Source organism: Chitinophaga sp. H8 (assembly GCF_040567655.1).
GTDB lineage: Bacteria > Bacteroidota > Bacteroidia > Chitinophagales > Chitinophagaceae > Chitinophaga > Chitinophaga defluvii.
Genome location: NZ_JBEXAC010000001.1, coordinates 3,483,829 through 3,507,214, shown reverse-complemented (window position 1 = coordinate 3,507,214; position 23,386 = coordinate 3,483,829). Strand labels below are relative to the sequence as shown.

The window sequence follows — 23,386 nt, the reverse complement described above, 5'->3', positions numbered from 1 at the left end:
ATTATAGCTAAAAGGTGGCTTAACAGGCTTTGGGCAGTATCGTAGGGGAGTACACTGATACAATTTTCTCCGTTTATCTACCTCCTCAAAGCAATCGTGGTATCCATTTTTTCAACCGGAGCATTACCGGGGCTGATGCTGATATGTACACTGTCGGTCGCAGTTTTGGCAGCAGATACTGTTTTGGGGATCACGGGATAGTCAATAACAGGGCCGGTTACCTTTTCGAAAAACCAGTACTTATCTTCCACCAGGGCGTATTCAGGATGGGGAGAGAAGATCCCCAGGCTGCTGGTTTGCAGGGAAAAATCATCGTCAATCCGGTAGCGGTGCTGGTTGCCATCTGCCAATAGGGTGATGCCTATCACCACGGTCAGCATTTTGAGCGGAGGGAATACTATCCCGAATAATAAGATAAATGGGGTGCTGAAGAAGCAAAGCAGATAAAACTGCCGGGCATTGACCACTCCTTTGGATAACCCGTACAGGATCATGCCTGTGCCCGCATAAAGGGAGAGGAATACCCGCTCGGTACGGATCCCTTTAAAACCGTAGTCGTTGACCAGCAGAAGTACACTGATCACAGAAAAAAATAAGAGTACCAGGTGTACATACCATAAAAGACCTTCCAGCAGGGGAGCCTTCACTTTTTTGATCTTACAGGAAAGCGCAATGAGGAATGAGATCGTGAGCGTGGTAATGGTAAACATAGGAAAAGGCTTAGGGATATATAATAGTAATAGCTAATATATGTATAATATCTATTACTTGGTAAAATATTTTAATGTTTATGATGAGGGTCTGAGGCCAGGTAACTTGTATGCTGGTGGCTAATGCTCAATAGTTTATTGTATGCATTCTGTCAAATCCTTTGCTTTTTCATCAACAAACAATATTTTTGCGGTGCCTTTCGAAAGGGAGGAGCATTAACTTTCAAACTTTATCCAAGAATAGCATGCGTCAGATAGCTTTCAGACAAGCCTTAAGAGAAGCCCTTCAGGAGGAAATGCGCCGTGATGAACGGGTGTTCCTGATGGGAGAGGAAGTAGCAGAATACAATGGTGCCTATAAAGTGAGCCAGGGAATGCTGGATGAGTTTGGGCCCAAGCGTGTCATCGATACGCCCATTGCAGAATTAGGTTTTACCGCCATTGGCGTAGGGGCTGCTCAGAATGGCCTGCGGCCGGTGCTGGAATTTATGACCTGGAACTTTGCTGTACTGGCACTGGACCAGATCCTGAATACCGCTTCTAAAATGTTGGCCATGAGTGGCGGACAGGTAGGTTGTCCGATCGTTTTCCGCGGACCTAACGGTTCAGCCGGACAGCTGGGTGCACAGCACTCTACTGCTTTTGAAAGCTATTACGCTAATATACCCGGTCTGAAAGTAGTATCCGTATCCAACCCATACGATGCTAAAGGACTGCTGAAAGCTGCCATCCGGGATAATGATCCGGTAGTTTTCATGGAAAGTGAGGTGATGTATGGCGATATGGGTGATGTGCCTGAGGAAGAATACATTATTCCTATCGGTAAAGCAGATATCAAACGCGCTGGTAAAGATGTGACCATCGTTTCTTTCAATAAAATGATGAAAGTAGCATTGGGTGCTGCGGAAGAACTGGCTAAAGAAGGTATAGAAGCTGAAGTGATCGACTTACGTACCATCCGTCCGCTGGATTGGTTTACCATCCTGGAATCTGTAAAGAAAACGAACCGTCTGGTTATAGTGGAAGAACAGTGGCCGTTTTCCAGCATTTCTTCTGAAATATCTTACCGTATTCAGAAAGAAGGGTTTGACTACCTGGATGCACCTATCCGCAGGCTTACTGCACCGGATGCGCCTATGCACTATGCGCCCAACCTGGTGAAACTGTACATGCCCGATATCGAGCGTACCGTGAAGCTGGTGAAGGAAGTAATGTATATGAAGAAATAGGATCACAAGTCCTTAAAAGACTTAAAGATATAAAGCGAAAAGCTGATCATGTAAATGGTCAGCTTTTTTGCGTTTGAGGGAGATGTTTTACTCCACAAAACGATAGCTGGCATGGGTGTCGTAATCGATGCCATGCTTTTTCTTTAGTTCCTGTATATAATTAAGGGTGGTGATCGTGTGTGGGCTTGCAACGCCATCCCCTACACGCTCAAAGGTATGCAGTAATGTTTCTTCCAGGCAGCTGCTCAGGCTCATGTGTTTGTGTGCTGCCAGATCCTGCAATAATGCGGCCAGCCGTTTTTCAAGACGTAGGGGTACATCTACCCGCTCAATTTTAACGGCAGGTCCCTGATTATAGATGTAGCTACCAAAAGCAAGATAGTTGCCATCATGATCCCTGACCCTGTAATCACGTATTCCGTAAGGTCTGTCTTCCAATGGCATTACCACTTCCACGCCATTGGCCTTATGAAAGTGATACAGCTCGTCTGCATTATCTATAATAAAACCTACTTCGGAAGCCCCTTTTACATAGTAATCTTCTTTTTGCAGATGCACGGTTACATTACCCAGGTCTACGCCGGCAAACGTAGGTGGCTCTCCCCAGGAGAACCGATGGTGAAAACCCAGGCGGGTAACATAAAAATCAACTGCTGTTGCAATATCACTAACCAATAGGGTGGGAAAAAGCTGGTTGCATACAATGTCTGGAGTCATGGCAATTGCTTTTGGAAGTAAGGAAAAGAATGGGCGAATCTCTTTTTAAAAGGTAGGAATAGTAGCGGAAAATTCAAAGTGTTTTTTTACAGCTGCTTAATCAGGTAAGCAGCATATCCTTTATAATAGGCACGTTCCCACAATCCGGTAGCGCTCAGACCGGTTGTGCGCAAATGACTCCTTAGGTTAAGCTTGTTACAATTCCTGTTAAATCAGGAACATTTTTGTTGAAGTTTTCGCTATACTTTGGGAAGCATAAAGGAAGCGTAAAAGCGGGGCAATGCCCTGGCTGTAAGGGCAGCTTCCTGATTAACTATCAACGAACCGTTACAAATTTATCAACCAATGAAAGAGTCAATTGCTACGCTTCATACCCGGCTACATATGCCGTGGGGAAAAACGGGAGGAATTCTTTCCTGCTTATTGTACATGATGAGTATTGCTTCGCCGGGAAATGCAGCTGTGGGCAGCATTTTGCCGGAAGGTGTTACGGCTGCTATACGTAACAATGCTGCTGTGGATGATATCCAGGTAAAAGGAGTGGTAAGGGATGAAAAAGGGGAGGCTTTACCCGGTGTATCCATCCGCCTGAAAGGAACTAATAAAGGTACGGTGACTGGTGCAGATGGCAGCTTTCACCTGCTGGTGCCTGGCGTAACATCTATACTGGTGATCAGCTATTCCGGTATGGAAACACGGGAAATTACCGTGGGCAACCAAACAACATGGAATATTACGCTGAAGACCAGCAACGAGGCGCTTGACGAAGTGGTGGTGATTGGTTATGGTACACAGCGGAAATCCGATCTTACGGGGGCCGTTGGCTCTGTAAAAGCAGAACGTTTGCAGGAACGTCCGGCTCCTTCCCTTAACCAGGCGCTGGCAGGCAAGGTGGCTGGCGTACAGGTGAATACCAACTCGGGCCGGCCTGGCGGAAAAACGGAGATGCGTATACGTGGTTTCAGTTCTATCAACTCCTCCAATAATCCGCTGTATGTAATAGATGGGGTCATGATGCCCATCTCTACCCAGGCAGTGGGCAGTCAGCCGATCGATTATATTAATCCTAATGATGTGGTTTCTGTGGAAGTACTCAAGGATGCTTCTGCCACAGCTATCTATGGTGCCCGCGGTGCGAATGGTGTGGTGCTGATCACCACTAAAAGAGGCAAGGCCGGTGGTGGAGAAGTGACCTACAATGCAGATTTCAGCGTACCTAAAATAGGCCCCAACTTCCCGAAATTCCTGAATGCAAAGGAGTTCCTGGCCGTAGAAGACCTGGCGTATAAAAATATGGAAAAGTATGATCCGGCCGGATGGGCAGCAGGTAAATATGCAGGCCGTAATCCTGCGCTGGCGCGTACGGATCCAAGGATATTCGATAGTAACGGCAATCCGCTGTATGATACAGATTGGTTAAAGGAAGCTACGCAGCACCGCATTTCTCAGAACCACCAGCTGGGCTTTTCCAATGGCAACGAAAAAAGCAGCTATGCGGTGTCACTTGGTTACCGCAATGATGAAGGGCTGATTAAAACATCTTATCTGAAGCGATATTCCGCAAGGTTCACCTTTGACGATCAGATAAAGAAATGGCTGAAAGTAGGCGGTACATTAAGCTATAACAATCAGGAAGAAAACCTGGTAGACTTCGATTACCTGCCCATGCGTATGATTGCGGAAGGATTGCCTTTCCTGCCGGTAAAATATGCAGACGGCACCTGGGCAGATAACCGTGACTATCCCAATGCGGAAGGGTCTTTTAGTCCGCTGCATTATTTATACGACCGCAAGTATATCCTGAATACACAAACTACGATCGGTAGTTTTTATTCCAACATTAGCCTGGCAAAGGGGTTGGAGATGCGGACCGTATTAGGGGCCAATATCCTTTCACAGGGTACCAATACCTACACCGGCCGTACGCTGTCGATCAGCCAGAAAGGTATTGCGGCCTCCAGCAACGGACGGGAAAGCTTCTGGTCGTTGGAAAATTATCTGACCTATAATAAACGCTTTGCAGAAAAGCATGCCTTCACAGGTATGCTGGGGCTAGCCTGGCAGGAAACCAATGCATTCGGGCTGTCGGCCAGCATCCAGAATTTTTCGAGCGACTTCTTCCAGTTCAATAACCTGGGGGCAGGTAGTACCAGCCCGGGATATGGTACTAATCGTTCCCGCTTTGCTTTCAATTCTTATTTTGGCAGGATCAACTATAGCTACCTGGACAAATACCTGCTCACCTTTACAGGGCGTGTGGATGGCTCTTCCAAGTTCGGGAAGAACAACAAATATGCCTTTTTCCCTTCTGCTGCACTTGCCTGGCGGGTATCTGATGAGGATTTCCTGAAAGATAATGCCGTGATCTCTAATCTGAAGCTGCGTACCAGCTATGGTGTAACGGGCAATTCTGAAATACCGCCCTACACTTCGCTGCCCCTGTTAAGCTCTGGCTATGCAGCCATCTTTAATAATCAGCGGGTAGGCGGTACCGGCCTCGGACTGCTATCCAATCCGGACCTTCGCTGGGAAAAAACAGCCCAGACTGATGCCGGCCTGGAGCTGGGATTGTTCAAAGGCCGCATCTCACTGGAAGCAGATGTGTACTACAGGAAAACAACAGACATGTTGCTGGACGCTCCGGTGCCGCAAACCAGCGGTTACGCGATCATCCGGAAGAATGTAGGCTCCATGGAAAATAAAGGGATAGAGCTAACGCTGAATACCATCAACGTGGAGAACAAGAATTTTTCCTGGAACAGTACGTTCAATATTTCCATGAACCGTAATAAGGTATTGTCACTGGCTACACCATCAGATATCTATGGTGTAGGAGGATTGGTGTTCATCAGCCCTACTAATATTATCCGTGTAGGCGAACCCGTAGGGTCTTTCTATGGATTGGTACGTGAAGGCATCTGGAGTGAAGCGGAAAGAAGTGAAGCAGCCAAATTTGTCAGCTACCGGGGCGGCCTGCCCATACTTCCGGGCGACATCAAATACAAAGATGTAAACGGGGATTATACGATCAATGATGCCGACCGCATGATCATCGGCAATGGCAGCCCCAAAGCGTGGGGAGCATTTACCAACAGCTTCCGCTACAAACAGTTCGATCTTACCGTGGAATTGCAATATTCTTATGGCAATGATGTGTTTGAATTGAGCACAGGTTCCAGCGAGGACCGTGTAGCGCTGGCTAATAGTTACAAAACGGTATTGAATGCCTGGCGGCCCGACAATCAAAATACCATGATCCCCGAGATCAGGGATACGAGGGCGGGTTATGTGATCAATGAAGATACACATTGGCTGAAAGACGGGTCATTCCTTCGGGGAAGGAATCTGTTGCTGGGTTATAGTTTCCCTGCCGCTACGTTGAAAAAAATACATTTCAACCGGCTTCGCCTGTATGGATCAGTACAGAATTTTTTCCTCCTCACCAGTAAAGACGTGAACGGGGATCCCGAAACAATAGGATTGATCGGAGGGGAGAATACCAAAGTGTTTTCGCAAGGCATGATGTATCATGCCTATCCCAAATCCACCACATTCATGCTGGGTATTCAGGTGGCCCTGTAATTACATTCTTTAATTTTAAAGCTGTTTCTAATGAAGCTGAACATAACAGGTAAATGGTTGTTGGCGGGTGCCCTATTGCTGGGGACAGGATGCAGTAAATTCCTGGAAGAGAATAATCCGTCCAGTCTTACATCCGAAAGTTTTTATACGATTCCCGAACATGCCGAAGCGGCAATAGCATCGGTATATGCAGAAACGCGTTTTATCGGCAATGCTGCTGCTATATTTTCCGGCAACTGGCAAATGCTGGAAGCTGTGACCGGCACTTCCACATCGGAGGCATCAGAAAATACCAATCTGAATAACCTGTACGCCTTATCGTACGATGGCAACAACCTGCATGTAGTGCAATGGTGGAATGGCCTGTACCGTGTGATTGCGCAGGCTAACCAGGTAATTGAAAAAGTACCGGGTATTAATCCTATGGATGAAGTACAGAAGAAAAGGATATTGGGAGAAGCGCACTTCCTGCGTGCCTGGGCTTACTTTTATGCGGTGCGTTTGTGGGGGGATATTCCGCTCATCACCAAGCCGCAAACAGCTTCTTCCGAAGATTTTATGCCGTCCAGAACAGGACAGGAAGAAATTTATAAAGTGATTGTGGATGACCTCATAACAGCGGAGGCAGCGGGACTTTCCTGGATGGATGTATCGGGCCGGGTGCCGCTTGCAGCAGTAAAAGCAGAGCTGGCAAGGGTGTATCTTACTATGGCCGGACAACCGCTGAAGAAAGGAGCTGCCTATTATAAACTGGCAGCAGATAAGTCAAAGGAAATCATTGATTACGCAAATGCGAGTCCAGGGCAGATCAACCTTTTCCCTACGTATGGCGACCTGCACAGTGTGGCGCAGGAGAATAAGACAGAACTGCTCTTCAGTATCCAATACCTGGCTGATGTAGAGGCCAACCCAATGTTACATTTGCTGCCCAATAACAAACCGGTAACGGTTTTTGGCGGATGGACCGGCACTACTGTCCCCACCCGGTCATTTTACAATACCTACGAAGCAGGCGATCTGCGTGTTAAAAACCGGGAAGGGTTCTTTTACACCAGCTACTATATGAACGGCAGTGGTGCACTGTTTGAGCTGGGAGCACCCTATATTTTCAAATACTTTAACACAACAGCATTTGGCACAGCAGGGATACCGGGTACCGGACAAAATGATCTTAACCTGATGCAGATCCGTTATGCCGAAGTATTACTGATGTATGCAGAAGCACAGAATGAGAGTGGGGCAATTAATCAGGCGGCCTATGATGCGCTGAAGCGGATCCGCGACAGGGCACAGCTGACAACGCCTGCAATAGGCACTTTTACGCAGCAAACTTTCCGGGAGGCCGTATGGAAGGAACGTTGGCACGAGCTCTGTTATGAAGGCATCACCTGGTTTGATATGGTAAGGCTTACGAAGGTGTATAATGAAACAACAGATGGATTTGATGATTTTGTAGGGCATATCAATAAAAATTCCAATCAGCCTTTGCAGGCCAAGCACTTGCTGTTTCCCCTGCCCAGACTGGAAATGCAGAATAATCCTAATCTGAAGCCACAGAATCCAGGCTACCCTCAATAAAAAAGCATTGTTTATGAGCATAGATGGCAGGCAGTACCGCGTGGCTATACTGGGCATTTATCATGAGTCTAATACTTTCATTGCGCAGCCTACTACCTTGGATGATTTCAGCAACAGTCACTGGCTAAGCGGAGCAGCAATAATAAAAGAATACAGGGATGCCTATCATGAGATAGGCGGGATGCTGGAAATACTGGAAGCGCACAACATTACAGCAGTACCGGTGATGTTTGCAGAAGCCACGCCCGGTGGCATTGTAAGTGCCGCTGCTTACGAAGTATTGCTGGAAGAGATGATGCGGTTGCTCGATACGGTATTGCCGGTGGATGGTTGTCTTGTTGTACCTCATGGCGCGGGTGTTACTGAGCAGCACCTGGATATGGACGGGCATTGGCTGTCATTGCTCCGGCAGCGCCTGGGCCCGGATATCCCGGTAATGGGTACACTGGATCCCCACGCCAATGTAAGTATGGCAATGACGCAGGCTACGGATGCGCTGGTGGCCTATAGTACCAACCCGCATGTGGATCAGCGGGAAACCGGCCGGAAAGCGGCTTCATTACTGGTACAGACGCTGAAAGGCGAAATAAGACCATTGCAGCACCTGGTACAAACACCGGTAGCTATCAGCATAGAACAGCAATTGACATCGGCAGAGCCTTGCCTTAGCTTATATGCACAGGCAAAGGAAGCAGGCGCACAGCCTGGTGTGTTATCTGTAAGCGTGTTATTGGGTTTTCCCTATGCAGATGTTCCTGAAATGGGGAGTGCTTTTATAGTAGTGACTGATAATATGCCACAGCAGGGGAAGTCGGTTGGAGAGGCACTGAAATACATGCTGATAGATGACCGAACTGATTTTGTAGCTGCCAGGCAGGCTGTTGCAGGTTTATTGCCGCAGTTGCCCACATGGAAAAAACCGGTGCTGATGCTGGATATGGGAGATAATATTGGCGGTGGTGCTCCCGGCAACAGCTCGTACCTGCTGCATTCGATAGAAGCGTATGGCCTTTCCCGTTGTTTTATTTGCATCTATGACCCTGTGGCGGTGGCAGCAGCGATGACGCATGATATAGGAGCTACCTTTCTGTTGCCACTGGGTAATAAGGAAGGCGGATATACCACCAATACTATTGCTTATGACAGTCAGGTACGGCTGTTGTTTACAGCAGACGGCCATTTTACAGAAAGTAACCCCCGCCATGGCGGACAGGTGAATTTTGATATGGGGCAGGTAGCTGTTGTACAGACTGCTGGTGGAAATACGGTGATGCTGATGTCATTGCGTGTACCGCCTTTTAGTTTGCAGCAGCTCACAGCATTTGGCATTCATCCGCAGGATTATGAAGTGGTGGTGGCCAAAGGCGTAAACGCGCCAGTAGCAGCGTATGGCCCTGTTTGTCCTACGATCCTGCAGGTGAACACACCAGGGGTAACGCAGGCAGATATGACCCAGTTTTCTTACCGGCACCGGCGCCGGCCGTTATTCCCGTTTGAAATGCAGCTATAGGCTGCTATGCCCCCGCCGGTAGGCGAATTAAAGATTAGTTAATCAGAAAAAAGTAAAATAGTTAACGAATGAAAATAGCTGAAGTGTTGTCACAGTACCCCGATCGGCTCTGGAGGCTGGCCAAACAGGCAGGCGTAACACATGCGGTAGCCCGCCTACCTGTTCGTCCGGATGGAACCCCCTCCTGGGAATACATGGACTTGCTGCATATGAAGCAGCGTTTTGATGATTTCGGTTTTAAACTGGAAGTGATAGAACCGGGTCTGGATGCACAGATGCACCGGATGAAGCTGGGTATAGAAGGGCGTGATGAGGATATTGCCCAATGCCAGCAGCTCATCCGTAACATGGGCGCATTGGATATACCCGTACTGTGTTACAACTTTATGGCAGGTTTTAACTGGTTGCGCACATCGGTGTCAACACCCACCCGTGGTGGTGCACTGGTAACCAGCTATAATCATGCTTTGATGAAAGATGCGCCATTGACACCCGCAGGCATTGTGTCTGAAGAGCGGCTGTGGGATAATCTGAAATATTTCCTGGAGCGGGTAATACCCGTAGCAGAAAAAGCGAATGTGAAGCTGGCGTTGCATCCGGACGATCCGCCTGTATCGCCGATACAGGGTATCTCCCGTATTATCACCAGTGCAGCTGCTTTGAACCGGGCCATTAACCTGGTACCCAGCGCAAACAGTGGCGTTACGTTCTGTCAGGGAAGCCTGGCGGCAGCAGGAACGGATATACCGGCTACCATATTGGAACTCGGCAAAGCCGGCAAAATATTTTTTGTACACTTCCGAGATATACGCGGTAAGGCAGATGAATTTTCTGAGACCTTTCATGATGATGGGCAAACAGATATGTTTGCCGCCGTGAAGGCTTATAAAACGGTAGGCTTTGACGGGCCGGTGCGTATTGATCACGTGCCCACAATGGAAGGGGAGAATAACCGTGAACCGGGATATGGAGAAGTAGGTCGTCTCTTTGCATTGGGATACCTGAAAGGACTGTTAGAAGCAGCGGAAAATGGCCATGCGCCGGGAAGCTGAATTGTACACTAAGCGATCTTTTATGAATAGACGAGCATCACTGAAAGCACTTGCCATTGGATCGGCCAGTGTGATAGCGCCGTTGGCAGGATGGAGTCATGCAACGGGGAAGCGGCGGGCTATCGCTGAAGATATAACGGAAGCGGCTAAGCCCGATGATACAACAGCAAGCGTGCTGGCAGCGGCAGCGGCAGTTGCAGGCAGCGCACGGCGTAATGTTCTGCATCTGGTAGCCGACAGTGCCCTGCTGGATATTTTGAATGGCAAACTGCCGTCACATATCCTGCCACTTCCGCGTCACAAGTTGAATGAAACGGAACTGCTCGGAAAGCTGGCTGGGGGAGATGGTATGATCTGGATCGGATCGCCGGAAGGTATTCCGGCAGCATTATCCGTGGGGGCATTTCGTCCCTCAGCAACAGCTATGACGGTAAATGTTGCAGACAAGGCCCCTATGGTTTTGCCGGATATAGAGTTTAATCCGGCCGTGGTTTTTTCAGCTTACATCGCCCCACCCAAAGAGATGCCCAATCATAACATCGACGAGGAAGTGCGGGCCGATTTCCTGCCGGTGCTCGAAGCGCGCGACCGCTTTGGTAACCTGGCGGGTTATCCTGGTTTGCTGATGAGTTATTATGCACCTTCATTGGCGGAAGGGCGTTTCATGGGGAGCGACTGTTGGTTCTTTCTGTTCAGCAAGCCGGAGGCGGCGTTGGAAACAAATGGATGGTTGCGCTTATTGCAACAGGTGGATGCCCGCTGGAAGGGCGGGCTACAGGTGTATGCCAATCACTCCAATTATGCAGCTTACAACACTGGTGAGCGGGTGCAGGTACGTACCCGCCTGCAAAACCATTGTAACCAGGCGGTGGCGGCTACCATGCGTTATACTGTGAAAGCCCCTGGTGCTACTGCGTTTACACCCTTGCTGACCACACGGCGTGTAGCAGCTGCCGGTAGTGATACAGAGGCACTATGCGATTTCCGTCCGGCATCAATACCAGGCCTGTGGACAATACAGCTGGAGATCCTGCAGGACGTAGAAAAGGCTACCTTGCTTGCCCTTGAAGGAGAACCTGTGGTGGTGGACAAGCGCTATATGGGATTCATGGTCCAGGAGGCATCGCTGCAAACGCCACCTATACTGGCTGTAAAAGGCCCCAGTATTGTGCTGGATGGAGAAGAAGGCTTTTGGGCAGGCACACATTATTATCCCTCTACCTCGTGGTGGGAATGGGCATGGCGCGATTTTCATCCGTTGAAAGCAGCGGAAGACTTTTCCGCTATCCGCCGTGCAGGTTATCGTATCGTGCGGGTATGGGTAGATCCCGTACTGGATGAACCGGTGTTAAGGGCCATGGATGCCGCCATACGGCTGGCAGCAGCGAATGGGGTTGTGCTGGATATCTGTATTTTTACACAATGGGCCCGTCAGATGGGTTTTGAAAAGCCCGATGGAGAACAGGTGTTGTTTAATTACCGGGAGCAGCGGGATTTTAACATCGTCAGTTTTTCACTGCGTAACCTGGAGCTCCAACGTGCGTTTGTACGTACGCTGGCAGTGAGGTGGAAAAATGCCGGCAATGTTATTTACAACCTTGCGAATGAGGTATATCTTAAAGACCCGGACGACACGCAGATGGATGCTGCCGTACGCAATTGGCAGGATATCCCTGCTGCAAAGGGCACGGTACGCGATTCATTGTTGTTCCGGCGCTGGGCCAATGAGATGACCGCTGTTATCCGGGATGCAGGTGGCCGGCAGCCGGTGATGCCCGGCTACATGTTCTCTACTATGGATGGAGGAGATACTTATCTCGCCAATGAAGAGGCATCGATCCTGCCCTGGCACAACTATCTGCCACCGGTGCAGGCAGGGCTGACGGCACAGTATTTTGATCCGCTTGGCTCCAACCGCCCGATGATCATTGAAGAATTTGGTAACGGCAAATGGAACAATCTATCTTACTATGATGCCAGCGTGCATTATGCATTGGCTGGTGGCGCAGCAGCTGCCATGTCTTACGAATGGGGCGTGAGCTGGCTGTCACGCGAATCCTGTTACTGGCCATTGCCATTAAGAGAGGCCTCCCAGCAGACACCTGACCCACGCTGGTTTACGCCATACCTGGAACTGGATAAGACCTGGATGGAGCGTGGGGTAGGACTATGTCCCACACCCAGCGGTACAGGCTATGGATCTATTTGTCATGGTACCCCTTTCCCGGCACCTGCAGCAATAGCCTTGGGGCGCCTGGGATTGATGGGTAAAGGATTGCAACGGGTAGCTGCTCCTGAAAAAGTGTACATTATTGTACCGGCAGGACAACTAGCTGCAATGGAACCGGTAAAACAAACGCTGGCCGCACTGTGGGCGGCAAAAGCACTGTTTGGCGTATGGCAGGAGTCCGCACTGGAAGCACTGCCGGCAGGTACAAAAGCCGTGATTTGTCCGCACCCCCTGACCAACAAGGCGGCGTTCAATACATTGAAAGCAAAAGGAGTGGCGGTATATGAAGGGCCGGACGCCTGGCGCAATTGTACGGCACTTGAAAAGATCCCGGTGAGCAACGGAGATGCGGTAAACCTGCTGACACGCCGCACAAAGAATGGTATACTGTTTACCCTTGCTGCAAAAGAGGCGGGGAGTACCAGTGAACCCAATCCGGCTCCTGGCAAAGTACATGCTGTTTCATTACAGTATCACAATAATACTGCCGGGCTGGCATTGCGTGATTTTGGCCTGGTACAGGTAACTACTGATGGCATTACCTTAATGGAAGGAGAGGGGGAGTTGAGGATCAACGGTGCATTGCTCTGCAAAGTACAGGAAGGACGCGTTATTCTATCAACAGGGGGAAACAATAGTTTGCTGCGTACCAAGGACTTGCAGCTGGCAGTAACCATGCCTACCCGTATCACTTTTGCACAAAAAATTGCCGGTATTGCGGTGAGTGACGGGTTTAACCAACCAGTTAAAGCGCCCTGGCGAGTGACAGGAAAGGAGCTGTTGATTGACGACCAGCTGGCAAAATATATCATCCACGTTTCTTTTGTATAAATTCACATTTTATCCGCCCAGGGTTAAATGTGTTACAATTTTTGATAAGAAGCCCGCATTTTCTTACGGCTATTCTGCGGAACTTTAGGGAAGGCAGTATTGCAGGGAAGCGGGAAATCCTTCGCGGGGTGGCTTCCTATATACTATTAAACTTGTTCATGAATGGAGCGCATCAATTATACACAATCGGCACAATTACTGGAAAGGGCGAAGAAAGTACTGGCAGGCGGAGTTTCTTCAGAGTTCAGGAAATACAACCATCCACATGCTATTTTTTATACGCATGGAAAAGGGAGCCGCATTTATGATGTAGATGGCAATGAGTACCTGGATTTTACTTTGAGTCAGGGACCATTGATCCTCGGTCATTCGCATCCCCATGTATTAAAATCGGTAAGTGATTATTCGGAAACAGGGCAGCTCTTTGCGGGGCAGCACATCAAAGAGATTGAGCTGGCCGAGAAGCTGGCCGCGCTGATCCCTTCGGCAGCACTCATGCGATTTTGTCTGGATGGCTCTGAAGCAGTACAAACCGCATTCAGGGTAGCCAGGGCTAAAACAGGCAAACAAAAGTTCCTGCGCTTTGAAGGACATTACCACGGTTGGCTCGATAATGTAGCCTGGGGTATTTCTGCGCCCGACGTGGCAGCACTGGGCGCCAGGGAAGCGCCGGTGGCACATCCGTGGACTGCCGGGCTACCTGATCAGTCCAGGAATGAATTCATGATCCTGCCCTGGAATGATCTGGCCTTGCTTGAAAAGACGCTGGCACAGCACCATCACGAAATTGCCGGTATCATCACAGAACCGGTCATGTGCAACAGCAGCTGCATTATGCCGCAGGCGGGTTTCCTGGAAGGGGTACGTGCGTTGTGTGACCAATACGGTATTGCATTGATTTTTGATGAAGTGATTACCGGATTCAGGCTGTCTATCGGAGGAGCACAACAGTACTTCGGGATTACGCCGGACCTGTCCATCTTTGCAAAGGCAATGGGAAGCGGCTATCCGATTAGTGTGATCGCCGGGAAAAAAGAATGGATGCACCTGATCGAAAATGCACAGGTGATCCATGCAGGTACCATGAACTCAAGCAATGCCACCATTGCCGCAGCATTGGCTACTATTGAAGTACTGGAGCAGGAAAATCCCTATGATCGGATGTTTGCGCTGGGCAACAAGCTGATGCAGGGGCTGCGTGAAGCAGCGGCCCGCTATCACCTGCCACTGCTGGTGCAGGGACCGGGGCCCATGTTTAATACCGGCTTCACCGGATTGGAGCAAGTAAAAGATTACCGGGATACGTTTACTTACGATAAAACCAGATTGGGAAAGTTCATTGCAGGTATGCACGACAGAAAAATAAGGATCATCGGCAGGGGATTGTGGTACATCAGCGCTGCTCATACAACAGCAGATATTGAGCATGCCATTGCAACCGCTACAGAAGTGATGTCCGGTATGTAGCGCTGCAGTATCCCCGCAGTAAATTATTGCAGCGAATGGCGGAACAAACCAAAGAAATTGTTATATTTAAGTGTATACCACGTTATAATTCTTTTATCTTTTTGGATATGAGGCTGCTACAAACCGAAATCACTCCGTATATCAACAATTCTTTGTTCCTGGATTTCAGGGATCAACCTTATCTGTCGTCCCTTAATAATGCACAGGCATCATTCCATAAGCACCCGGAGCTGCAGCTCACCTTTATACTGGAAGGCTTTGGCAAAAGGATCATTGGGAATGAAGTAGCCCAGTTTGAGCCGGGCGACATGGTGTTTATCGGTTCCAATGTGCCACACATCTGGCTGAGTGATCCTGTATTTTATGAAGAAGGGTCCAGTCTGCGGTCAAAGGTGATTACCGTGTACATCAATCCAAAAATATTCCAGCAGATGTTCGACTTTGTGAACGAATTTGACGGGATCAGGGATATGATACAACAGGCCTCTAAAGGCATCAATATTTATGGAGAAACCAGGAATATCATCGCCGAAAAACTCATTACACTTTCTTCCAAAAAAGGGTTTGAAAAAGCGATGGACCTGTTGCAAATCATGAACATCATTTCTGTTTCATCAGAAAAGAACCTGATCATCAGCAAAGACATAGAAGAGCCGGTAACACATTCTGACCGGTTATTGGAGGTGATTAACTTTATTAAGGATAATCTTCATGAGCAGATTACGCTGGAACAGGTAGCGGAAGTAGCCTGTATGACTGTGCCTTCCTTTTGCCGTTTTTTCAAAAACAAGGTAAAGAAAACATTCCTGCAATACCTGGTGGAGCAACGTATGGCACATGCCTGTAAATTATTGATAGAAGTGGATAAGCCGATTTCCGATATTGCCAGCATGTGTGGATACAATTCAAATTCACACTTTTGCAAGGTATTCAGGGAGCACATCGGCCAAAGTCCCTACCAGTATAAATGCAGCATTGCCAAAAGTGCTGAACTCTGCTAGTCTTTAAGCTGTAGATGGTTAACAGTCTTACAATTCCGGTTAATTACAGAACATTTTTATTCACTGGCTATGCCTATTTTTATGTGACCTTCTGTTAGCGTATGCACGTTAACGCTAGTTTCATTTTAATTTATATTGAACGTTATGAAAAAAGCAATAAAGATATTTATCGCTTGCTGTGCGTTTTTTGCCATGAACGGCGCAGTTGCCCAAACTGCCGCACAACAGGCTCCTGCAGGAGAAAAGATATTAGGCATGTATATGCATCAGCATTGGTCCTATAAGCACCCGTATGCCGTACGCACCTGGACACTGGACGATTGGAGAGGTTATCTGGATGGTATCCGCCAGCTGGGGTATAATTATATCCTGATCTGGCCTATGCTGGAAACAATGCCGGATCCGCTTACGCCCAGTGATGAAGCTAATCTTGCGAAGATTGCCAAGGTGATAGACATGGCACATGAGGACTTTAAAATGCGTGTGTCTATCGTGTTTTGTCCCAATGTATCCCCCAGGAGTGAAGAGGCCCGTAAATATACCTTTGAGGACCGTCCGTTTTTCCACACCGATGACCGGGTAGATCCGGGAGATCCGGTGGCCTTTGGTAAGCTGATGGCCTGGCGCGAGCGGCTTTTTAAACCGCTGGCTAAGGCAGACGGGCTCTTTGTAATTGATAGTGATCCCGGTGGATATCCACATTCCACCAACATGGAGTTTGTATATATACTTGGTGCCCACCGGCGTATGCTGGACCATTTACGTCCTGGTATTGAAATTAATTATTGGGCACATTTTGGCTGGGAGTCATACGCCCATTTTTATGAAACCGGTGAATTGGACAAGAAAGGGCCACAGGAACCCAGAGAAGCCATGGAATTGCTGGCAAAACAACATTATGAACCGTGGGGCGTGGCTAATAGCGGATTTGAAGATGATTTTGCAGATCCTATAAATATGGGCAATAAGGTGCTGGCTTTTCCTTATGGTGCTATTGAAGGGGAACCATCGTTTCCGCTCACTATTTACGGAGGGGACCGTGCTTCCGGTGGAGGGCGCAGAGGCGGTGTCCGTGGAGTGCTGGGCAATGCACAAACGCATGTAGTACAGTTGCCAAACACCTTTGCATTTGCCCGGGGAGCGCAGGGGAAAAGCGTAGAGAAAGCGGATTACATTGCCTTTGCCAATGATCTGATACCAGGCGCAGGCCCCCGTATCGTAGAAGGTTGGGAGGCATTGCAGGGAGAAGACGCAGCGCGTATGCATAAAGCAGCGAAACAATTATCGGCTCTACCCAACAGTGCCTTGCAGGGAGGCCCATTGAAAGGCTTACTCTTCGGTAATCCGGCCGGATTTGTACGTGACTTGGTATTACAGCTTAATATGGCTGCCGCCATGCATGAATTGCGTGTAAGCGTAGATGGTAATAAAAGTGTGGCACTTAAAAAGAAAGCACTTGCTGCTTTTGTAACAGCGGCATCCGCGTGGCAGCAACAGCATGGCTACAGCAATTCCTGGTACTGGCCGCAGATGGAAACGACCCTGCGCAAGCTGAATTCAGCAACGATCAATGCCACATTGGACACGCACAAGTTTACCAGTGAAGAAGGCGCCACTGCCTTTGACAGGGTGAAGAACGGACTGGCCAGGATGGAATCGTACACCCCCCGGTTGATTGCAGCCATGAAGCAGGCGGTAACGGAAATGGGCGGAAAATAAACGCTGCATCAGCAGTCAAACCGCTTCCAGGTAAAATAATATTTATTGATATCAATTAGTATTACGGATGTCACACGGCAACATAATGGTCAATACAGTACGGCAGGATGATAGCAGGCAGGGTCCACCGGTGCCGCGTACGGGCAGGTTTTATATTTATGCAATTGTGCTGGTGGCTTCTATCGGCGGCTTCCTGTTTGGATTTGATCTGGTGGTGATTGCAGGCGCATTGCCATTTCTGGTGGAAGATTTTCACTTGTCGGCCGCCATGCAGGGGTTTGCCGTAAGTAGCGCTATACTGGGCGCTGTATCCGGCCCGCTTTGCGGCATGTGGTTTACCGAACGGCTGGGCCGGAGAAAAACCATGATGCTTGCCGCATTTTTCTTTATGATCTCTACAATAGGCACCGCTGCTGCAGCTGGTATATGGGACTTTGCCGTATGGCGCTTCCTGGGTGGTGTTGGTATTGGTTTGGCGATGATGTCATCACCGATTTATATTGCAGAGCTTTCCCCTCCGCATCTGCGGGGTGTGCTGGTAAATGTGAATCAGCTATCCAACGTGATCGGAATTAATCTGGCCGTGATCACCAGTTATTTCTTCTCATTTGAAGGATGGGGATGGAGATGGATGTTTGCCGCGCAGGCTGTTCCTGTGGCGTTACTGATAGCCGGGCTATTACTGATCCCTGAAAGCCCGCGCTGGCTGGCTGCCCGCAATCGGGTGGACGAAGCCCTGAAAGTACTTACCCGTATCAACGGCAAGGAACAAAGTGAACAGGAACTGAAGGAAATTGAGAAAGAGCTGCAACAGGAAACCGGTGTATTCTCGGAATTATTCCAGCCCGGTATCAGAACAGCCCTGTTTATCGGCGTCGTGATTATGATTTTTTCACAGGTGAACGGTGTGAACATGATGCTGTTGTATGCCCCCAGTATACTGGCTGAGGCGGGCATCCGCGTAGGGTCCAATGCCATACTCAGCTCTATTCCTATTTATCTGCTGATACTCCTGACTACCATTCTTGCATTTGGGTTGATCAAACGTTTCAGCCGTCGTGGACTGCTGATCACCAGCGTATTGCTGATGGCGCTGGGGCATGTGATTATGGCGATCAACCTACAACTGCACTGGCCGCCGATGTTTACCCTGGTGCCCATGTTGATTGGTACGGGTTCCTTTACCCTGGGGCTGGCCCCGCTTAGCTGGATCATTGTATCGGAGATATTTCCCAATCGCATCCGTAGCAAAGCGCTGGCGGTGGTATGCTTTTTTCTTTATGCCGCTTCGTTTGTTACCGCACAGGTATTCCCGATGCTGACAAACTGGTTTGCCGCCACATTCAACAGTGCCGCCGGGGTTTACTGGATCTTTGCCACCATATGTGTGGCTTGTGCCGTGTTTTCCTGGAAGATGGTTCCCGAAACAAAAGGTTTGAGCCTGGAGAAGATCAGCGAATTCTGGCGGGATCATCATCAGCATAAAACAGGCCAGGCCTCATTGGAATAATTATCAGAACTTTAAGATGAGCAAACGAAATATATGCGACTGAAAGATAAAGTAGCTATTATAACCGGCGCAGCGCAGTCCATCGGCAGAGCGGTGGCACTGCGCTTTGCCGCTGAAGGGGCAAAGGTGGTGGTGAACCATCTTGCACATCCTGCACTTGCCGCAGAAGTGGTAAACCTGATAACAGCACAAGGCGGGACGGCTATCGCTATTGCCGCCGATGTATCAGATGAAGCCGCTGTAGCTGACATGGTTGCACAAACGTTGCAGTACTTCGGTACAATAGATATTCTGGTGAACAACGCCGCCATTGATCCCCGGCAGGCATGGCATGAAATATCTGTTGTTGATTGGGATAGGGTAATGAGCAACAATGTAAGGTCGCAATTTGTATGTGCCAGGGCTGTTTATCCACATATGAAACAGCAGCAGTACGGGAAGATCATTAATGTATCGTCTGTTACCTTTTGGAGTGGAACAGGCAACTACGTACACTATGTGGCATCCAAAGGTGCTATTATTGGCTTTACACGTGCATTGGCACGTGAAGTAGGCCCTGATAATATTACGGTGAACTGTATTACCCCAGGTGCAGTGTTGACAGAAACCGAGCTGGAAAAGGTAGGTTCTGCAGCAGCGCAGGAACGGGCCACAGCTATGTTGCTGAAGGTACAGGCTATCCCCCGGCGGCAGCTCACGGATGATGTGGTGGGAGTATTTGTATTTCTGGCTTCAGCCGACAGTGATTTTGTTACCGGCCAGACTTTAAATGCAGACGGTGGCTGGATGATGCATTAATTAGCTTCCCATTCTTTTTATGGATACCGGAATATGGCGGGTTTCATTCCTTTGAATCCACAATTCCTGATAACGAAGAGTGATCCTGCAAGGGGTTGTTCTTCGTGTTGCTTTTCACTTAGACCTGCACATGCAGAAGTAATGTATAGATCCTGCAGTTCATCACCCCCAAATGTACACGAAGTGATAAATGCAGCCGGAAGCCGGAAACTGAATAGTTTCCTTCCCGAATCAGGGTTCCAGCGTGCTACCTGCCAGCCATCCCAATGTGCAATCCACAGCATACCTTCACTATCTATGGTCATACCGTCAGGCAGGCCTTCTGTCCGGGGAATGGTAAAGGCAATTCTTTTATTACTTATCTGACCCGTTTCAATATCATAATCAAAAGCCGCTACCTCAAAAGTGGGGGTATCTATATAGTAGAAGGTTTTGTTGTCCGGGCTCCAGGCCATTCCGTTGGACATTGTAACTCCTTTGATGGCAATTGCGCAGGTAAGGTCATTGTTTAACGTGTACAGGTTCCCAGCTTTCACAGTATTATTCAAAGAGGTGCTACCAATCCAGAACCGGCCCATGGGGTCACATTTACCATCATTATACCGGTTTTGCGGCAGGTGGGCTTCCGGGTGTTGCAGGAGCCTGGTTGTGCCATTGTTTCTGTTGACTATCATAAGTCCTTCTTTCAGACCGGCAATAAAATCGCCATTTTCACATAAAGCCACTGCACCTATCAGGTCATTCACAGGTAATGTGCGAAAGAGGTTGGCAGCGTGTGTATATTCATGGATACGACCATTCAGTAAATCGATCCAGCAAATGCTTCCGGTTTGCTCATCCCAGACAGGACCTTCACCGAGCAGGCAACAATGTGGCACAACAATATCGTATTGTTGTGCCTGGGTTGTAGTAATCATATAATATTGTTATTGTGCTGACGATTATTTTATGTTGGCAGCTGCAGACTGTTTTCTGCTGTCGCGCTCAATTTTATAGATTGCTTCGTTTGTTTTAAGAAATGAATCAGGCGTTATGGAAAGTGAATCTATGCCTTGTTCAACCAGGAACTGTGCAAAGTCCGGAAAATCTGAAGGCCCCTGTCCGCAAATCCCCACCTTTATGTTTGCTTTTTTTGCCGCTTCAATAAGACGTATGATCATTTCCTTTACTGCCAGATTCCTTTCGTTGTAAATGCTGGCCACTAATGAAGAGTCGCGATCCAGGCCCAGTACAAGTTGGGTGAGGTCATTGGAACCAATGGAAAAGCCATCAATGTGCTTTGCGAATTCGTGCGCCAATATAATATTGGACGGAATTTCCGCCATTAAATATACCTGCATCCCGTTTGATCCCCTTTTCAGACCATATTCCTCCATTACGCGGTAGACAGCAAATAGTTCCTCAATGGTTCTGCAAAATGGGATCATGACGATTACATTAGACAGCCCCATTTGCTCCCGGACTTTTTTTACCGCTTTACATTCCATGCCGAAGGCTTCTTTGTAGCTTTCGGAGTAATACCGGGAAGCGCCCCGCCAGCCCAGCATGGGGTTCTCTTCTTTGGGTTCGAAATATTTTCCTCCGAGCAGATTGTAGTATTCATTGGTTTTGAAATCGCTGAATCTTACAATGACGGGAGCAGGGTAGAAGGCAGCCGCGATTTTTCCAATCCCGTAAGATAATTTCTCAATAAAGAACGTTTCGCCGTTATCAAAACCTTTGATCAACTGGTTGATTTTTGCCGATAGCGCCTCATCTCCAAGCGTTGTATGGCGCAGCAGTGCAAGCGGATGAGCCTGAATGTAATTGTTGATGATAAACTCTTCCCTTGCCAAACCAACCCCCTTACCAGGTAAATTAGCAATATGGAAAGCCTGCGACGGAGCAGCTACATTAAACAGAATGGTGGTGTTGACCGCAGGTATATTGTTGATATTCGTTTCGATCAAATGGAAATCAAGTTTACCTTTATAAACCGCTCCCTCCTCACCACCTGCACAGGAAACAGTTACTTCCATATTATCAGATAATACTTCTGTAGCATTGCCGCATCCTACAATAGCCGGTACACCCAGTTCCCGCGCAACAATAGCAGCATGACAGGTACGGCCTCCTTTGTTGGTGATAATAGCGGATGCCTGCTTCATGACAGGCTCCCAGTCAGGATCGGTCATATCAGTTACGAGGACACTGCCCTTTTTAAATTCAAAATGTTCACCTATCCTTTTGTCCAATGAATACATGATATTGACGGGCCCTGATCCGATCTTATTACCTACCGCAATTCCTTTTAGTATCGGTTTTTGTGATCCGGCAGCATCGCTAAGTTTATATTCAGCCAGTATGTGATTATCTTTTCTTGAATGGATGGTTTCAGGCCGAGCCTGTAGAATAAAAAGCTGCTGACTTAACCCATCAATGGCCCATTCCACATCCATCGGGCACCAGTGACCGCGAAGCGCGGAGTAATATTCTTCAATAATACAAACCCATGCTGCCAGTTGGAGGATCTGTTGTTCATCCAGGCAAAATTGGTTTTGCATAGTTTTATCAACCGGGATCACTTTCACTCTTTCATCAGGGTTATCGCCATAGACCATCATTTGATCCTTTGCGCCGATTTTTTTCTCCAGAATAGCGGCGTAACCTTTTTTAAGCGTTGGCTTGAATACGATAAATTCATCCGGCGATACACTTCCCTGCACCACCATTTCTCCCAATCCGTAAGCCCCGTTAATGACCACAACATGTTGAAATCCGGATTCGGTGTCCAGTGAAAAGGCCACCCCTGAACTACCGAGATCACTTCTAACCATTTTCTGAATACATACAGATAGTCCTACTTTGAAGTGATCAAAACCAAAGGTAGTCCGGTAGCTGATGGCACGGTCGGTAAACAAAGAAGCGAAACAGTTTCTGACAGCATCCATCAGTGCAGCAGGACCACGTACATTCAAATAGGTTTCCTGTTGGCCGGCAAAGGATGCGTTGGGTAAGTCTTCTGCTGTTGCAGATGACCGGACGGCCACATCTGTTGACTCCTGTGCATATTTATTGGATAAATCGTAATAAGCCTGGATGATCTGCTGGCTCAGCTCTTTTGGGAAAGGGCTGTTTCGGATTAACTGGCGGATGGAGAGCCCACAACGCCGCAGTGATTCTACCTGTTCGTGATCAATATCATTGATCAGGTGTCTGATTTTTTCATCCAGTTGATTATGCGCTATAAATTGGTTGTAGGCTTCAATGGTAATGACAAAACCACCAGGAATGCGGATACCTAATGTACTCAGCTTTTGTATCATTTCTCCCAATGATGCATTTTTGCCACCTACTAACGGGATATCATTGATCCCAACACTTTTCAGGTCCAATATTAATTTTACTTCTGGCATTGTATAAAGTCAATTTCTGCCAAAAGTAGGATCGTTTATTACGCATCAATGTAGAGA

Annotated in this window: 15 protein-coding genes; 11 read left to right on the top strand and 4 right to left on the bottom strand. The window is 48.2% G+C overall.

Going from position 1 to position 23,386, the window contains the following annotated elements; genetic code table 11:
• Window positions 1-77: 77 nt before the first annotated feature.
• Window positions 78-710, bottom strand: a complete 633-nt coding sequence (locus ABR189_RS13370; protein ID WP_354661006.1) for a hypothetical protein — start codon at window positions 708-710, stop codon at window positions 78-80.
• Between the two features lie 245 nt (window positions 711-955).
• On the opposite strand from ABR189_RS13370, the gene ABR189_RS13365 reads away from it, so the two are divergent.
• Window positions 956-1,939: a pyruvate dehydrogenase complex E1 component subunit beta gene (locus ABR189_RS13365; protein WP_354661005.1), complete on the top strand. Its 984-nt coding sequence runs from the start codon at window positions 956-958 to the stop codon at window positions 1,937-1,939.
• A gap of 87 nt (window positions 1,940-2,026) precedes the next feature.
• On the opposite strand, the gene ABR189_RS13360 is transcribed toward ABR189_RS13365, so the two are convergent.
• Window positions 2,027-2,656, bottom strand: a complete 630-nt coding sequence (locus ABR189_RS13360; protein ID WP_354661004.1) for a VOC family protein — start codon at window positions 2,654-2,656, stop codon at window positions 2,027-2,029.
• 345 nt (window positions 2,657-3,001) lie between these two features.
• Between ABR189_RS13360 and ABR189_RS13355 the strand changes: the two genes are divergently transcribed.
• From ABR189_RS13355 to ABR189_RS13310, 10 genes are all read left to right on the top strand, one after another.
• Window positions 3,002-6,238, top strand: a complete 3,237-nt coding sequence (locus ABR189_RS13355) for a SusC/RagA family TonB-linked outer membrane protein (RefSeq protein ID WP_354661003.1) — start codon at window positions 3,002-3,004, stop codon at window positions 6,236-6,238.
• Window positions 6,239-6,268: 30 nt separating this feature from the next.
• Window positions 6,269-7,816, top strand: coding sequence for a RagB/SusD family nutrient uptake outer membrane protein (locus ABR189_RS13350; protein ID WP_354661002.1), 1,548 nt, complete (start codon window positions 6,269-6,271; stop codon window positions 7,814-7,816).
• Window positions 7,817-7,829: 13 nt separating this feature from the next.
• Window positions 7,830-9,326: a M81 family metallopeptidase gene (locus tag ABR189_RS13345; protein ID WP_354661001.1), complete on the top strand. Its 1,497-nt coding sequence runs from the start codon at window positions 7,830-7,832 to the stop codon at window positions 9,324-9,326.
• A gap of 68 nt (window positions 9,327-9,394) precedes the next feature.
• Entirely contained in the window at window positions 9,395-10,378 is a 984-nt protein-coding gene (locus ABR189_RS13340; protein WP_354661000.1) for a mannonate dehydratase, read from the top strand.
• A 22-nt stretch (window positions 10,379-10,400) separates the two neighbouring features.
• Window positions 10,401-13,439 carry a cellulase family glycosylhydrolase gene (locus tag ABR189_RS13335; RefSeq protein WP_354660999.1) on the top strand — a complete coding sequence of 1,013 codons (3,039 nt, stop codon included), beginning with the start codon at window positions 10,401-10,403 and terminating at the stop codon, window positions 13,437-13,439.
• A 162-nt stretch (window positions 13,440-13,601) separates the two neighbouring features.
• Window positions 13,602-14,906, top strand: a complete 1,305-nt coding sequence (locus ABR189_RS13330; protein ID WP_354660998.1) for an aspartate aminotransferase family protein — start codon at window positions 13,602-13,604, stop codon at window positions 14,904-14,906.
• A gap of 107 nt (window positions 14,907-15,013) precedes the next feature.
• Window positions 15,014-15,907, top strand: a complete 894-nt coding sequence (locus ABR189_RS13325; RefSeq protein WP_354660997.1) for a helix-turn-helix domain-containing protein — start codon at window positions 15,014-15,016, stop codon at window positions 15,905-15,907.
• A gap of 144 nt (window positions 15,908-16,051) precedes the next feature.
• On the top strand, window positions 16,052-17,626 hold the full coding sequence (locus ABR189_RS13320) for a hypothetical protein (RefSeq protein WP_354660996.1): 1,575 nt from the start codon (window positions 16,052-16,054) through the stop codon (window positions 17,624-17,626).
• An 85-nt stretch (window positions 17,627-17,711) separates the two neighbouring features.
• Window positions 17,712-19,136 (top strand): sugar porter family MFS transporter, encoded by a 1,425-nt coding sequence (locus ABR189_RS13315; protein WP_354660995.1) that lies wholly within the window; start codon window positions 17,712-17,714, stop codon window positions 19,134-19,136.
• Window positions 19,137-19,169: 33 nt separating this feature from the next.
• On the top strand, window positions 19,170-19,934 hold the full coding sequence (locus ABR189_RS13310) for an SDR family NAD(P)-dependent oxidoreductase (protein ID WP_354660994.1): 765 nt from the start codon (window positions 19,170-19,172) through the stop codon (window positions 19,932-19,934).
• 17 nt (window positions 19,935-19,951) lie between these two features.
• On the opposite strand, the gene ABR189_RS13305 is transcribed toward ABR189_RS13310, so the two are convergent.
• Both ABR189_RS13305 and ppsA read right to left on the bottom strand, forming a co-directional pair.
• On the bottom strand, window positions 19,952-20,851 hold the full coding sequence (locus ABR189_RS13305) for an SMP-30/gluconolactonase/LRE family protein (protein WP_354660993.1): 900 nt from the start codon (window positions 20,849-20,851) through the stop codon (window positions 19,952-19,954).
• A gap of 24 nt (window positions 20,852-20,875) precedes the next feature.
• Entirely contained in the window at window positions 20,876-23,329 is a 2,454-nt protein-coding gene (ppsA, locus tag ABR189_RS13300) for a phosphoenolpyruvate synthase (protein ID WP_354660992.1), read from the bottom strand.
• Between the last annotated feature and the right edge of the window lie 57 nt (window positions 23,330-23,386).